Origin of the sequence: Nonomuraea sp. NPDC023979, from assembly GCF_040639085.1 — a bacterium.
GTDB classification, from domain to species: domain Bacteria; phylum Actinomycetota; class Actinomycetes; order Streptosporangiales; family Streptosporangiaceae; genus Nonomuraea; species Nonomuraea ceibae.
In genome coordinates this window covers 179,786-192,502 of the sequence record NZ_JBEZZG010000014.1, presented here as the reverse complement: position 1 = coordinate 192,502, position 12,717 = coordinate 179,786, and the positions used below count along the sequence as shown (strand labels likewise).

General features: G+C 73.7%; 13 protein-coding genes. 3 read left to right on the top strand and 10 right to left on the bottom strand.

Annotated features, from left to right (window positions below):
• Positions 1 to 10: 10 nt before the first annotated feature.
• Positions 11 to 1,114, bottom strand: a complete 1,104-nt coding sequence (locus AB0G11_RS24810; RefSeq protein ID WP_357588482.1) for a glycerophosphodiester phosphodiesterase — start codon at positions 1,112 to 1,114, stop codon at positions 11 to 13.
• 10 nt (positions 1,115 to 1,124) lie between these two features.
• Positions 1,125 to 2,345: an MFS transporter gene (locus tag AB0G11_RS24805; protein ID WP_357588481.1), complete on the bottom strand. Its 1,221-nt coding sequence runs from the start codon at positions 2,343 to 2,345 to the stop codon at positions 1,125 to 1,127.
• 63 nt (positions 2,346 to 2,408) lie between these two features.
• Between AB0G11_RS24805 and AB0G11_RS24800 the strand changes: the two genes are divergently transcribed.
• Complete coding sequence (locus AB0G11_RS24800) at positions 2,409 to 3,365, top strand: LysR family transcriptional regulator (RefSeq protein WP_357588479.1); 957 nt, start codon at positions 2,409 to 2,411, stop codon at positions 3,363 to 3,365.
• Between the two features lie 73 nt (positions 3,366 to 3,438).
• Positions 3,439 to 4,239, top strand: a complete 801-nt coding sequence (locus tag AB0G11_RS24795; RefSeq protein ID WP_357588477.1) for an NUDIX domain-containing protein — start codon at positions 3,439 to 3,441, stop codon at positions 4,237 to 4,239.
• Between the two features lie 51 nt (positions 4,240 to 4,290).
• On the opposite strand, the gene AB0G11_RS24790 is transcribed toward AB0G11_RS24795, so the two are convergent.
• From AB0G11_RS24790 to AB0G11_RS24775, 4 genes are all read right to left on the bottom strand, one after another.
• Positions 4,291 to 5,808 (bottom strand): acyl-CoA synthetase, encoded by a 1,518-nt coding sequence (locus tag AB0G11_RS24790; RefSeq protein ID WP_219510037.1) that lies wholly within the window; start codon positions 5,806 to 5,808, stop codon positions 4,291 to 4,293.
• 48 nt (positions 5,809 to 5,856) lie between these two features.
• The gene (locus tag AB0G11_RS24785; protein WP_357588475.1) at positions 5,857 to 6,372 is read right to left on the bottom strand and encodes a GNAT family N-acetyltransferase; all 516 of its coding nucleotides are present in this window, start codon (positions 6,370 to 6,372) and stop codon (positions 5,857 to 5,859) included.
• Between the two features lie 39 nt (positions 6,373 to 6,411).
• Entirely contained in the window at positions 6,412 to 7,521 is a 1,110-nt protein-coding gene (locus tag AB0G11_RS24780) for a hypothetical protein (RefSeq protein ID WP_357588473.1), read from the bottom strand.
• Positions 7,522 to 7,638: 117 nt separating this feature from the next.
• Entirely contained in the window at positions 7,639 to 8,673 is a 1,035-nt protein-coding gene (locus AB0G11_RS24775) for a helix-turn-helix transcriptional regulator (protein ID WP_219510033.1), read from the bottom strand.
• Between the two features lie 273 nt (positions 8,674 to 8,946).
• On the opposite strand from AB0G11_RS24775, the gene AB0G11_RS24770 reads away from it, so the two are divergent.
• The gene (locus tag AB0G11_RS24770; protein ID WP_219510032.1) at positions 8,947 to 9,177 is read left to right on the top strand and encodes a hypothetical protein; all 231 of its coding nucleotides are present in this window, start codon (positions 8,947 to 8,949) and stop codon (positions 9,175 to 9,177) included.
• Between the two features lie 6 nt (positions 9,178 to 9,183).
• On the opposite strand, the gene AB0G11_RS24765 is transcribed toward AB0G11_RS24770, so the two are convergent.
• Genes AB0G11_RS24765 through AB0G11_RS24750 form a run of 4 tightly spaced genes read right to left on the bottom strand, consistent with a single transcriptional unit; the run spans position 9,184 to position 12,715 of the window.
• Positions 9,184 to 10,158: an LLM class flavin-dependent oxidoreductase gene (locus AB0G11_RS24765; RefSeq protein ID WP_219510030.1), complete on the bottom strand. Its 975-nt coding sequence runs from the start codon at positions 10,156 to 10,158 to the stop codon at positions 9,184 to 9,186.
• 34 nt (positions 10,159 to 10,192) lie between these two features.
• A complete protein-coding gene (locus AB0G11_RS24760) occupies positions 10,193 to 11,218 on the bottom strand; it encodes a hypothetical protein (protein WP_219510029.1) in 1,026 nt (341 codons plus the stop codon).
• Positions 11,215 to 11,697, bottom strand: a complete 483-nt coding sequence (locus AB0G11_RS24755; protein WP_357588471.1) for a SigE family RNA polymerase sigma factor — start codon at positions 11,695 to 11,697, stop codon at positions 11,215 to 11,217. Before AB0G11_RS24755 ends, AB0G11_RS24760 begins: the two co-directional genes overlap by 4 nt.
• Positions 11,698 to 11,749: 52 nt before the next feature.
• Entirely contained in the window at positions 11,750 to 12,715 is a 966-nt protein-coding gene (locus AB0G11_RS24750) for an adenylate/guanylate cyclase domain-containing protein (RefSeq protein WP_308125997.1), read from the bottom strand.
• Between the last annotated feature and the right edge of the window lie 2 nt (positions 12,716 to 12,717).

Below are 12,717 nucleotides of genomic sequence, written 5' to 3'. Positions count from 1 at the left end.
GCCTGAGACCCTACTCGCCACGGCTGACAGAACGGCGCGCCACCACCGCCCGGCCGATGCCCGGATCGTCGCAGAACGCGCCGTCCACGCCCGCGTCGAGCAGCCGCGACAGCCAGCCCGCCACGTCGCCCGTCGCGCGCCCGTACACCGGGCTGGCCGGATCGCCGAGCCGGTGATCGGCGGGAAGCTGGGAGTTCTCGTTGCGGACGGTCCACACGTGCACGTCCAGCCGCCTGCGGTGGGCGTCGGCGACCAGCGTCGTGGGCTGCTGCAGCCTGCCGTCCGGGCCGACGGGGATGACGCGGCGGGTGTCGACGCCGATCCCGTCGGCGTAGCGGGCCACCTCGCGCAGCCCCTCGGGCGTCACCATGTCGTCGTAGGTGCGCCCGTTGCCCGCCGCCACCCAGTCGTACGGCGCGCCGCCGTACGTGATGAGCTGGATGAGCGGCAGCCGCGTGCGGCCGCTCAGCTCGCGCAGGTTCGCGGTCTCGAACGACTGGATGTACGCCTTGCGCACCCGGTGGCGCTCCAGCACGTCGAGCAGCGGCTCCTCCAGCGACAGGCCGATGGAGTCGAAGTAGCTCGGGTGCTTGGTCTCGGGGTAGACGCCGACGCCGTGCCGCCGCGCGAGGCGGACGACCTCCTCGAACGTGGGGATCTCCGCCAGCCCGTCGAACGCCGTGTTGCCCGGGCGCAGGTCGGGCACCCGCTCCTTGGCGCGCAGGGTCTTCAGCTCGGCCAGCGTGAAGTCCTCGGTGAACCAGCCGGTCACCGGGCGGCCGTCGATCGTCTTGGTGGCCCGCCGGGAGGCGAACTCGGGCCGGGCCGCCACGTCGGTCGTGCCGGAGATCTCGTTCTCGTGCCGGGCCACCAGGACGTGGTCCTTGGTGGAGACCAGGTCGGGCTCGATGTAGTCGGCGCCCAGGGCGATGGCCGTCTCGTAGGAGAGCAGCGTGTGCTCGGGACGCAGGGCGCTGGCGCCCCGGTGGGCGATGACAAGGGGGTCGTGGCCGCGGCGCTCGGCGGCGGCGGGAGTCGTCTGGAACACCACGACGGCGACCGTACCGCCGCACAGCACCGCCAGCACACCGGCGATCAACGCGCGCATCGTCATGCGCGCGACGTTAGAGCGCCGAGGTGGCCTGCGGGTTACGCGCCGGCGAACCCCGGCGCCCGCGCGGCGGGCGGCGCGTCACCAGGACGGTGACGAGCGCCAGCAGGAGCCAGCCCGCGATCAGCGCCACCAGAGCCGGCCAGCCCGCGTGCCCGTACACCGCCGTGCCGGCCGTGCCTCCGGCGCCGCTGCCCAGGTAGTAGCAGAGCGTGTAGAGGCCCGCCGCCCGGCCGCGCGCCCTCGGCGGCGCCTCGGCGGCCACCCAGGCGCTGGCCACGGTGTGCGCGGCGAAGAACCCGGCGGTCAGGATCGCGAATCCGGCGGCCACCACGGGCACCGCGTCCGGCAGCGTCAGGAGGGTCCCGGCGACCGTCGTGGCCAGCGCCGCGACGAGCGCGGGCCCGCGTCCCAGCCGGTCCACCAGCCGCCCGGCCGCCGCCGACGACACGGTCCCCGTCGCGTACGCCAGGAACACCAGCGACGCCACCGCCGGGGCCAGGTCGAGCGGCGGCGCGGTCAGCCGGAACCCGGCGGCGTTGTAGACGGCGACGAACGCCCCCATCCCCAGCGAGCCCGCCGCGCACGGCACGGCCATGCGCCGTATCCACCTCCGGTCCGGCGCGGGCCCGCTCCGCGCGGGGGCGGGCGCGGGCCGGACGGTGCGGGGGAGCGTGACGGCGGCGAAGACGGCGCAGGCCGCGGACACGCCCGCCACCACGAGCAGCGCCCCGTGCCAGCCCAGCGGCTCGGCCGTGAAGCCCGCGCCGAGCCGCCCCAGCATGCCGCCCACCGAGTTGCCCGCGATCATCGCCCCGACGGCCGCGGGCAGCCTGGCCGCCCCCACCTGGTCGGCCAGGTACGCCGCCGCCACGCCGGGGAACCCGGCGATCGCCACCCCCTGCAACACCCGCATGACCAGCAGCACCCGGTAGTCGGGAGCCAGCGGCAGCAGCAGCCCGAGCACCGCCGAGCCGATCACGGACCAAACGATGATCTTCCGGCGGTCCACCACCTCCGACAGCGCGGCCAGCGGCAGCACCGCCAGCGCGAGCGCCGTCGTGGCCACCCCCACCGTCAGCGAGGCGCTGCCGGGATCCAGCCCGTACGCCCCGGCGAGCTGCGGCAGCACTGCCTGGGGCGCGTACAGCAGGGCGAAGGACGAGACGCCCGCCGCGGCGACGGCGGCGCTGACCCGCCCGGTGCTCACGGGGGCGCGGAGATCGGTAACCACTCACCCGACGCTAAGCAAAGCTAACAAATACGTCCAATACCGGCATGAGCCATAATTCATACCGTGCTGGATGAATTGATGGACGAATCCGCCGACGCCCGGCTCGCCGCCACGCTCGCCCCCGCCCTCGCGCTGCTCGCCGCCGTCGCCGAGACCGGCCACGTCACCCGGGCCGCCGAACTCCTCGGCATCCCCCAGCCCACCGCCAGCAGACGCCTCTCCGCCCTCGCCGACGCCGTCGGCGCGCCCCTCGTCGTCCCCGCCGGGCGCGGCATCCGCCTCACCGCCGCCGGGCGCACCCTGGCCGCCTCCGCCGCCCGCGCGCTCGCCACCGTCGCCGCCGGGGTGAGGGAGGTGCGCGAGGAGGCCGACCCCGGCAGCGGCCACGTCAGGCTCGGCTTCCTGCACCTGCTCGGCCGCTCCCTCGTGCCGGGCCTCATCCGGAGCTTCCGCCGCCGCCATCCCCGCGTGCGGTTCAGCCTCGTCCAGGGCTCGCGCCAGGACATGCTGCACGGGCTCCGCGAAGGCGACATCGACCTGGTGTTCGTCGCGCCGCTGCCCGACGGCGACCCCGCCCTGGCCTGCCGGGCGCTCACCGACCAGGAGCTCGTCCTGTCGGTGCCGCGCGCCCACCCGCTGGCCGGGCGCTCCAGCGTCCGGGCCGCCGAGCTGGCGGGGGAGGAGCAGATCATGCTGGAGCACGGGTACGGGCTGCGCCGGATCGTCGACGACCTGTGCGCCGCCGCCGGGTTCGAGCCCCGGATCGCCTTCGAAGGCCAGGAGTCCGAGACCGTGCGCGGGCTGGTGGCGGCGGGGCTCGGCGTCGCGATCCTGCCCGGCACCGGCCTGCCCGGCACCGGCCTGCCCAGTGCCGGACCCGTGCCGTCCGGGGTGGTCGAGATCCCGCTGTCGCCGCCGGTGTACCGGACGATCGGCGTCGCCTGGCGCGCCGGGGACCCGCTCACCCCGGTCGTCCGCGCCTTCCTCGACCACGCCCGCGCCCCCGCCCCGCAGCCCTGATCTTCCGGGCATCTCAGGCCAAGCCGGGCCTGGGTCGTGCGGGCGAGGGGCGGGCGCGGCACACTTGTCGGCCATGACGCATGACGGTGACGCGGGAGTGCCAGGGTCGCTGGCGAAGGTGCTGGCCGAGGTGGCGGCGGAACGGGCGGCGCAGGACGCGCGGTTCGGCATGCAGGCGCTGCCCGACGGCACCGGTGGCGCGGCGGCGGCCGAGGCGGCCGGCGCGGCGCGGCGGGAGACGGACGAGGCGGCCCGCGACGGCGCGCTGACCTGGCGGCACATCCTCATGGAGGAGGTCCTGGAGGCGGCGGCGGAGAGCGACCCGGAGCCGCTGCGCGCCGAGCTGGTGCAGGTGGCGGCGGTGGCGGTCAAGTGGCTCCAGGCCCTCGACCGCCGCGACGGCCCCGCGACCGAGCCGGGCCGCGGGGCGGGAGCCGCTGCGGGCCCGGCGCCCGACCGGTTCCGGGCGATCGTGGACGTGCACGTGATGCTCGTCCGCGACGGCCAGGTGCTGCTGGGCAGGCGGTCGGGCACCGGCTACGCCGACGGGCTGTGGCACCTGCCGTCGGGCCACCTGGAGGCCGGCGAGTCGGTGGTGGCCGCCGCCGTGCGCGAGGCGCGCGAGGAGACCGGCGTCGTCATCGACCCCGCCGACCTGACCTTCGCGCACGTCATGCACCGGGCGCCCGACCGCGTCGGCCTCTTCTACGCCGTCACCCGCTGGCGGGGCGAGCCGCGCAACGCCGAGCCGCACAAGTGCGCGGAGGTCGCCTGGTGGCCGCTCGACCGGCTGCCGGAGGACACCGTCGACTACCCGGCCGCCGCGATCGCCCACATCCGCGACCGGGTCCCGTTCGCCCTGCACGCCTGGTAGCGACCGCCGCCCCGCGCAGGTCAGAACCCCGCGCTGTCAGAACCCGCGCTGTCAGAACGCCTCGCGCAGCTCCCGCTTGAGCACCTTGCCGCTGGCGTTCTTGGGCAGCGCGGTCACGAACTCCACCCGCTTGGGCGTCTTGAACGGCGCCAGCCGCTCCCGCAGGAAGGCGGTCAGCTCGGCGGAGGTGAGGCTCGCGCCGTCGCGCAGCACAACGGCGGCGGTGACGGCCTCGATCCACCGCTCGTCCGGCATCCCGAACACGGCCGCCTCGGCCACGGCGGGATGCTGGTAGATGGCCTCCTCGACCTCGCGGCTGGCGACGTTCTCGCCGCCCGACTTGATCATGTCCTTCTTCCGGTCGACGACCGACAGGTAGCCGTCGGCGTCCATCACGCCCAGGTCGCCGCTGTGGAACCAGCCGCCCCGGAACGCCTCGGCCGTCTTGTCCGGGTCGTTCCAGTAGCCGAGCATGGCGTGCGGGCTGCGGTGCACGATCTCGCCCACGACGCCGGGCGGCACGGGCTCGTCGTTGTCGTCGACGATCCGGGTCTCGACGTTGAGCGCGGGGCGGCCCGCCGAGCCGAGCCGGGTGAGCTGCTCGTCCGGCCCGAGGATGGTGGCGACGGGCGCCATCTCGGTCTGGCCGTAGAAGTTGAACAGCCGCACCTGGGGCAGCCGCGCGGCGATCTCCTTGAGCACCTCGACGGGCATGATGGAGGCGCCGTAGTAGCCCTTGCGCAGCGACGACAGGTCACGGCGGTCGAAGTCGGGGTGGCGCAGCAGCGCGATCCACACGGTCGGCGGGCAGAACAGCTTGGTGGCCCGCTCGCTCTCGATGGCGGCCAGGATCGCCGCCGGGTCGGCGCCGGGCAGCACGATGTTCGTGGCCCCGAGGTAGACGCCGGGCGTCAGGAAGCAGTGGAGCTGCGCGCAGTGGTAGAGCGGCAGCGCGTGCACCTCCACGTCGGCGGCGCTCATCTCGCCGTCGACGACGCAGGTCACGTACTGGGCGATGAGGCTGCGGCTCGACAGCGCCGCGCCCTTGGGCCGCGACTCGGTCCCGCTGGTGTACATGAGCTGGATGGGGTCGTCGTCGCCGATCTCCGCGGCCGGCTCGGTGTCGTCGGCGTGGGCGGCCCAGTCGTCGAACGGCTCCCACCCGCCGGCCCGCCCGATGACGCCGCGCACCGTGACGCGCTCGCCCGCCGCCCGGGCGGCCACCGGCGCCAGCGCCTCCTCCACGAGCATCCCGGTCGCGCCGGAGTGCTCCAGGATGTACGCGACCTCGTCGGCGCCGAGCATGAAGTTGATCGGCACGGAGACGGCGCCCAGCCGGGCGAGGGCGAAGTAGGCGACCACGAAGGCGTGGTGGTTGTGCGAGAACAGCGCGAACCGGTCGCCCTTGCCGACGCCGCGGGCGGCCAGCGCGTTGGCGGTGCGGTTGACCGTGCGGTCGAGGTCGGCGTAGCTCTGCCGCAGGTCTCCGAAGACGATCGCGGTCTTGCCGGGGAAGCGGGCGGCCGAGCGCCGCAACAGGTCACCGATGGCATGCTGGCGAGAGGTCATACCGGCACATCCTCACTAGGCCCGAACTATGTTCGGTGATCCTAACCCTCAGCGCGCCCGGACCTCACGCAGATCCTTGACCAGGATGCGGCAGACGTCCGGCACCTGCTCGACCCGCCCGTCGGCCCGGTAGACGCGGCGCGTGGTCCGGACGGGCGGATGGCCCCACTCCCGATACCCGAGCCGTCCGTACAGCGAGCCGGCGCGGTCGTTGTCGAGGTCGACGCCGAGCGCCACCCGCGCGTGCCCGAGGTCGCGCAGCCACCCTTCGGCGGCCTCGACGAGCCGGGTGCCGATCCGCCGGTTGCGATGCTCCGGCAGCACCTCCAGGTGCGTCAGCAGGGGCACGCCCGGCAGCCGGTCGCGCAGCTCCGGCTCCTCGGCCGAGCCTAGCCACAGGTACACGTCGCCGACCGGCGTGAAGGCGTGCCACGCCACCAGCAGCACCCCGTGCCCCGCCCGCTGCCGCCGGAGCTGGGCGGCGAAGTACGGCCCCTGCCCCAGAGCGCGGACGAGCGCGGAGAGATCCCCATCAGAAGCCACCCTGATCCGGACATGACGCATGACTTCCACGATCAGGGGACGAAACGCCCCATCACAAGCTCACACCGGCAATCTGTCAGATGACGACGAAGGATCGGGCCGGGCTTCGGCAACTTTCGGCAGCCTCAGTTGCAGGTGCGGCGGGGCGTGACCGGGCGCGGTGAGCGCGCGCAGCGCCTCGCGCACGGTCCGGGCCGGGCGCAGGCACGTGACGAAGTCGCGCCAGACCTTCAGGTCGGCCCGCCAGGCGTCGAGGTAGCCCAGGCACAGCTCGGGCGTGATGAGCGTGAGGCGGCCCAGCGACGCCTTCAGCGCCTCCTCCATGCGCCGCCGCTCGCCGGGTTCGAGACCGGCGGCGGGGACGCGGTCGAGCACGCTGACGATGAAGCGGCGGCGCCTGGCCAGGAAGTCGACCCAGTGGGACCGGTGCGCGTCGGCGATCGTGCGGCCCTCGTCCAGCAGCCAGAAGACGCCTTCGGCGAGCACGTCGCCGAGCTCCTCGGTGCGGGCCCGGTCGGGGTTGCGGAACGGGTCGTAGCGGGCCTGGCGCACCTGGCCGGTGACGGCGAGCGGCCGTAGCCCGTCCGCTTCGAGCAGATAGAACCAGTCCTCGTTATAAATATCCGGAAAAAAGGCGATATTTCGGGTCGTCTCCACGGCGAGCGCCCCGCCCCCGACGAACGAGTCCTGCTTCCCGCCCACCGCCCGGTACGCATGGCACACCACGGAGTTGTCCGGGAACCCCCCGATGGACAGCCCCACGGCGGCGAACCGGTCGAGCAGCCCGGCGGCCCGCCGCAGGTCGTCAGGCGCGCTCACCTCGATGTCGTCGTCGAGGAAGACGATCCGCGCCCAGCCCAGCATCCGCGCCAGGGCCAGCGCCAGGTTGCGCTTGGCCGCCGTGTCGGTGCCCCGCCGGAAGATCCTCGGCAGCATCTGCGAGGTCTCGAAGCGGGGCAGCGTCAGCCCCTCGGCCCCGCCCACGTCGACGGCCACGACCTCCGCGCCGGGCGGCGCCATGGCCCGCACCTCGGCCGCCGAGGTCCACCTCCCGCTGCAGAGCGCGACCAGCGGGCAGCGCAGGTCCATCGACAGCCGCAGCGCGTGCGCCAGGTAGCGGCTGGGCCGTGCGGTCGGCACGACGACGGCGTCGATCCGGGCCGGTCCCACGGCCGCCCCCGGGGCCGGGAGCAGGTGCCTGTGGGAGCCGTGATGGTCCCCGGATCTCAGCGAAGGCTTCATGGATGGGCTTCACCGTTCGGGATGTGCGAGAAGGGATCGGAGCGGTCACTCCGGCCATTCGACGAGCCTCGACGCGGGGCTCGTCCAGTCGGGTGTGATCACCAGGTTGTTCAGGATGACGACGCGGCTCAGGATGGCGAACGAGGGGCTGTCGCCGAAGCGCTCGCGCAGGAACTCGGTGTTCCTGTCGCGGAAGACGCTGTCGGTGAGCGCCCGGACCACGCCCAGCGTGCCGCGCCCGTACATGCCGTTGCAGATCGTCAGCGTCCGCTCCTTGTTGAGCGGGCTGGGGCCCCGGTAGAACAGCGCGACGTCCTCCTCGAGCCGGCCGTCGGACAGCCGGGGGTGGAAGCGCTCGCTCCCGCTGTCGAAGTACGGGCCGTTCTCGCCCTTCCAGTCGTTGACCTGCTCGACGGGCAGGGAGAGCTGGTGGACGACGCCGGTCGTGATGTCGTTCCAGTCGACGCCGCCCAGGAGCACCAGGTGGGCGGTCAGGTCGTCGGGCTCCAGCTCGCGGGGCGTGCGGCGGCGCACCTCGCTGCCCGGGTTGCAGGCGCGGATGTGGCCGTGCAGCTCGAACAGGGCGTCGAGGTCGGCGTAGGTGTAGAGCTCGATGTAGTCGGGGTCCTCGGGCACGACGTAGGGCATGCGCGTTAACAGCTCCGGCGGCAGCCGGCCGCACACGAGCGTGATCTGCTGGCCGTCGTCGAACTGCCACGGGTTGCGCGTGGCGTGGAAGACCGTGTGGCCGGGCTCGCCGAGCGCGGCGGCGCGCAGCGTGAGCAGCTCGTGCAGCAGCTTCTCGCGCAGCCGCTGCTCCTCGGCGGTCAGCTCGTCCTCGCCGAGCCGGACGAGGTCGTCGCCGCGCAGCGAGCGGGGCGTGCAGAACAGGGCGGCGTAGACCTCCAGGCGGCCGGCCGGCGGGACCTTCGGCGCGGTGGAGGACTCCCACGAGGAGATGAGGGGGACGCTCACGTCGAGCGCGCGTGCCAGCTGGGGCTGGGTGACGCGGGTGCCCGGCCATTGCCGGGTGCGCAGCGAACGGAGCCGGCGTGCAAGGGCCGGACCGGAATCCGTCATGAGGACACCCCCCATCTGAACTTCAGTGTTTTCAGTAAACCTCTACTGATGCCCAGATGCGAGCACATTTTTCCTGTTCAGCGCCGGGTCGCGGATCGCAGGACAGTGGGAGGTCATTCTAGGCCAGGGGACCCTCACTCCGCACGGCGATTAGTGCGACTTTATCGGGGGAATGCAATCTTTAGGAGTTCGATGTAGATCTTCTGAAGGTTAACTGAAGTTTCTGCGAGGTCGTCCACGACCCCATCGGCGCTTCACACAACGGGACCCTACATGCTCGTCGCCACAGTCTTCCCCACCCCTGAGGGCATCGCGATGGCCAGCATGGTCTACGGCCTGCTCGCCATGCTCTCCGTCTGGACCCTGGTCTACGCCGTCCGGCAGATCAGGAAGGTCGTCACCACGCTGTTCCGCATGCTGCTCGTGCTGGTGTTCCTGGCCGCGCTCGGCCTGGCGGCCGTCGGGATCATCGGCCACGTCTGGCTCGCCTACGGGCTCGCCTGACCCGTCTCAGACGAGCCGGGCCAGCCGCCGGTAGGAGTCGAGCCGCTCCTCCAGGTCGTAGGTGTTCATCGTGACCATGACCTCGTCGGCCCCCGTGAGCTCGACGAGGTCGTGCAGCCGCATCGCCACCTCCCGGTCCGTGCCGTGGATCTGGCCCTTGCGCGCCTCCTCGAACAGCGCCCGCTCGCGTGCCGTCATCTCCAGCCGCATCACCGCGCCGGCCGGTTCGAGCGGCGGGAACGAGCCTTCGGTCCGCGAGCGCGCCGTCGCCCACGCCTCCGGCGCCTGAAGCAGCGCCGCCCGCTCGGCGCTCTCGCCGACCGCGACGTTCGCCGCCACCATCACGTACGGCCGCGCCGCCCAGGCCGAGGGGCGGAAGGCGGCGCGGTAGCGGCCGACCGACTCGCGCAGCTTCACGCCGCCCCCGCCAATCACCAGCGGCAGCCCGTGCCCGGCGGCCACGTCCGCGCCCGCCCCCATGGCCAGCACGAACGGCTGCGGGCGCAGCCCCTCGGCCGGCAGCGCGTGCACGCCCGGATGGACGTCCTGCTCGCCGGTGAAGAAGCCGAGCAGCTCCGCCAGCCGGTCGCCGAACGCGTCGGCGTCCTCCTTGCCGTGGCCGAGCGCCCGGCGGATGCCGCCGGTGAAGCCGACGGAGCGGCCCAGGCCCATGTCGATCCGGCCCGGGTACAGCGACTCCAGCACGCCGAACTGCTCGGCCACCACCAGCGGCCGGTGGTTCGGGAGCATCACGCCGCCGGTGCCGACCCGGATCCGGTCCGTGGCCGCCGCGACGGCCGCCGCCAGCACGGTGGGCGCCGAGCCGGCCACGCCGGGCACGCTGTGGTGCTCCGACACCCAGAACCGGTGGTAACCGAGCTCCTCGGCCTGCCGCGCGAACCGCACGGTCTCACGCAGCGCGGCCGAGGGGGAGTGCCCCTGCCGGACGAGGGAACGGTCGAGAATCGCGAGCCTGGTCATGTCAGGATGCAACGCGGCCAGGCCGGAAATGTTCCTACTCGCCGGAGCCGCCGGTCCTGGTGTAGGCGCCGACCGACCAGCGGACCGGGCGGTTGGTGGTCTCGCCCCACGCCGCCACCTCGCCGGTGATCACCAGGCGCTCGCCCTCGGGCACCTCGACCTCGGTGAGCGCGGCCGGGTACGCGCCCGACTCCCACACGCCGCAGTTCGCGCCGCCCGCCGGCTCCTCGTCGCCCACCCGGTAGGTGAACCGCATCCGCCGCGCCAGCTCGCCCGAGCAGAGCTGGTCGAGCGCGACCTTGCGGCCGTGGCCCTCGATCTCCAGCCGGACGACGGAGTCGCGCGGCCACACCCCGGAGGTGGACCCGGCCAGCTTCCACCCCTCGAACCGGGCCGGGAACTCCTTGACGGGCGCGGGGTCGGCCGGCTCGGCGGGCGGCGTCCACTCGTACACGCCGAGCGTCCAGGCGGCGGGGACCGCCTCGTCGCAGGCCGTCATCCCCGGGCCGCACACGCCGCTGCGGGTGGCGTCGAAGGTGATCTCGACCTGCCCGTCACCCTGGGAGACCACCAGCGGCAGCAGCTCCATCCGGGACGAGCACGCCCCGATCCGGGCGGACGGCGAGGGTGCGCGGCCGACGTACACCATCGGGGTGTTGTCCGCGCGCCCCTCGCCGTCGCACGCCACCGCCACGTCGAGCGGCCTGCCGGTGACCGGGACGGTCAGCGTCTTCTTCTGCTCGCCGGACCGGCCGATCGAGGTGACCGCGAGCCGCCGGTAGGCGGCGCCGTCGGGCGCGGTGAAGGACTCCGGCAGCTCCGGCCCCGGGGCGGTGGCGGCCGTCGTCCGCCCGCCCGGCGTGACAGTGTCCGGGAGCGCGCCTGGAAGCACCGCCGCGCCGGCGGCGACGGCCGCGGCGACGGCCACCCCCGTTGTGATCCGCCTGCGCCGCCGGGTCCTGCTCACCCGGGCCCGCACCTGGGCGAGCCGGGCCGGGTTCGCCGGCGGCGGCCCGTCGGCGCGCTCGCGCAGCAGGTCACGCAGATCCTGTACGGTCATCCCCGCAGCTCCTTCACGATCGACTCGTCCACCCGCAGTGAGGCCAGCGCCTTGGCGGTCTGGCTCTTGACCGTCCCTGCCGCGCAGCCCATCAGCTGGGCCACCTCCGTCACCGCCAGGTCCTCGTAGAACCGCAGCACGATCACCGCCCGCTGCCGCGCCGGCAGCCGGCCCACCGCCCGCCACAGTTCCTCCCGGCCGTCGGCGGGCGGGTCGAGCACCGCCACGTCCGGGATCGTGTCGCTCGGCAGCTCCCTGCGCCACCTCCTGCGCCACCACGACGTGTACGTGGTCACCAGCACCCTGCGGACGTACGACTCCGGCTCGTCGATGCCCGGCCAGGCGGACCACGCCTTGGCCAGCGCCTCCTGCAGCAGGTCCTCGGCGGTGCCCCAGTCGTGGGTGAGCAGGTAGGCGGTGCGTAACAGCCGGTCGGACCTCGCGCTCACGAAGTCCTGGAACATGGCCCTGTCTGCCACCGGTGCGCCTCCCCATCAGCTTGCTGACGGTACAGACGCATCGAGGCCTCGATCAGGTTGCCCCGGCGCGGCTCACGGTGAACGGCGACAGCTCGCCCAGCCCGCGCACCGACAGCCGGTCGACCGGCCGCAGCCGGAACGCCCGGTCGCCCTCCAGCTCCTCGGCCAGCTCCGGATCGGCCAGCATGGTGCCCGGCAGGGCCAGCGCGGTGAGCCTGCTGGCCAGGTTGACGGTGGTGCCGAACACGTCGCCCATCCGCCAGATGACCGGCCCGGCGGCCAGCCCCACCCGCAGCTCCGGCATGCCCTTGCCGCGGGCGTGCTCCTCCAGCAGCCGCAGCCCGATCTCGGTCGCGACGTGCGCCTTGTCGGCCACGAACAGCACCGAGTCGCCCAGCGTCTTGACGACCCGGCCGCCGCACGAGGTGACGGCGTCGGCGGAGCGGCCCTCGAACCTGTCGATCAGCGCGGCCAGCTCCGTCTCGGTGATCTGCCGGCTCAGCCGGGTGAACCCGACCAGGTCCGCGAACCCGACGGCCAGCCGTACGGTGCTCATGTCCTGGACGGCGAGCCGCCCGGCGGCGGCGGCGAGCTGGCGCTGCCAGGAGTAGACCAGCAGCCGCGCCAGGTCGGGCACCACCCGCTCGGCCCGGCGCCGCCACGCCTTGGGCCGCTCGGCCAGCGGCACCCCGGCCTGGTCGAGCGCCTCGGCGCCGATCTCCGCCTGCGACTCGGCCAGCCGGGCGGCGGCCCGGCCGAGCGAGCGGGCGATCAGCAGCACGTGGTCCTCGTCGTAGACGCCGTCGCTGACCATGCCGAGCAGCGTCTTGAGCGCCACCACGTCCGACTCGGTGAACTCGACGGCGTCGTCGGCCACGTTGGCGAAGCCGAGCGCCCGCCAGAACCGCCGGGCCTTGTAGACCGGCACCCCGGCCATCTCGGCGACCTGGTGACTGGTGTAGCGCCGGGGCTCGCGCAGGAACGCCTCGGCCACCCCGTCCCCATCCTCCTCAGCCACGG

What these genes read in the sequence shown, in the direction of transcription:
- AB0G11_RS24810 (WP_357588482.1), bottom strand. Translation starts at nt 1,114, where the DNA reads ATGACGATGCGCGCGTTGATCGCCGGTGTGCTGGCGGTGCTGTGCGGC.
- AB0G11_RS24795 (WP_357588477.1), top strand. Translation starts at nt 3,439, where the DNA reads ATGACGCATGACGGTGACGCGGGAGTGCCAGGGTCGCTGGCGAAGGTG.
- AB0G11_RS24790 (WP_219510037.1), bottom strand. Translation starts at nt 5,808, where the DNA reads ATGACCTCTCGCCAGCATGCCATCGGTGACCTGTTGCGGCGCTCGGCC.
- AB0G11_RS24785 (WP_357588475.1), bottom strand. Translation starts at nt 6,372, where the DNA reads ATGCGTCATGTCCGGATCAGGGTGGCTTCTGATGGGGATCTCTCCGCG.
- AB0G11_RS24775 (WP_219510033.1), bottom strand. Translation starts at nt 8,673, where the DNA reads ATGACGGATTCCGGTCCGGCCCTTGCACGCCGGCTCCGTTCGCTGCGC.
- AB0G11_RS24770 (WP_219510032.1), top strand. Translation starts at nt 8,947, where the DNA reads ATGCTCGTCGCCACAGTCTTCCCCACCCCTGAGGGCATCGCGATGGCC.
- AB0G11_RS24765 (WP_219510030.1), bottom strand. Translation starts at nt 10,158, where the DNA reads ATGACCAGGCTCGCGATTCTCGACCGTTCCCTCGTCCGGCAGGGGCAC.
- AB0G11_RS24760 (WP_219510029.1), bottom strand. Translation starts at nt 11,218, where the DNA reads ATGACCGTACAGGATCTGCGTGACCTGCTGCGCGAGCGCGCCGACGGG.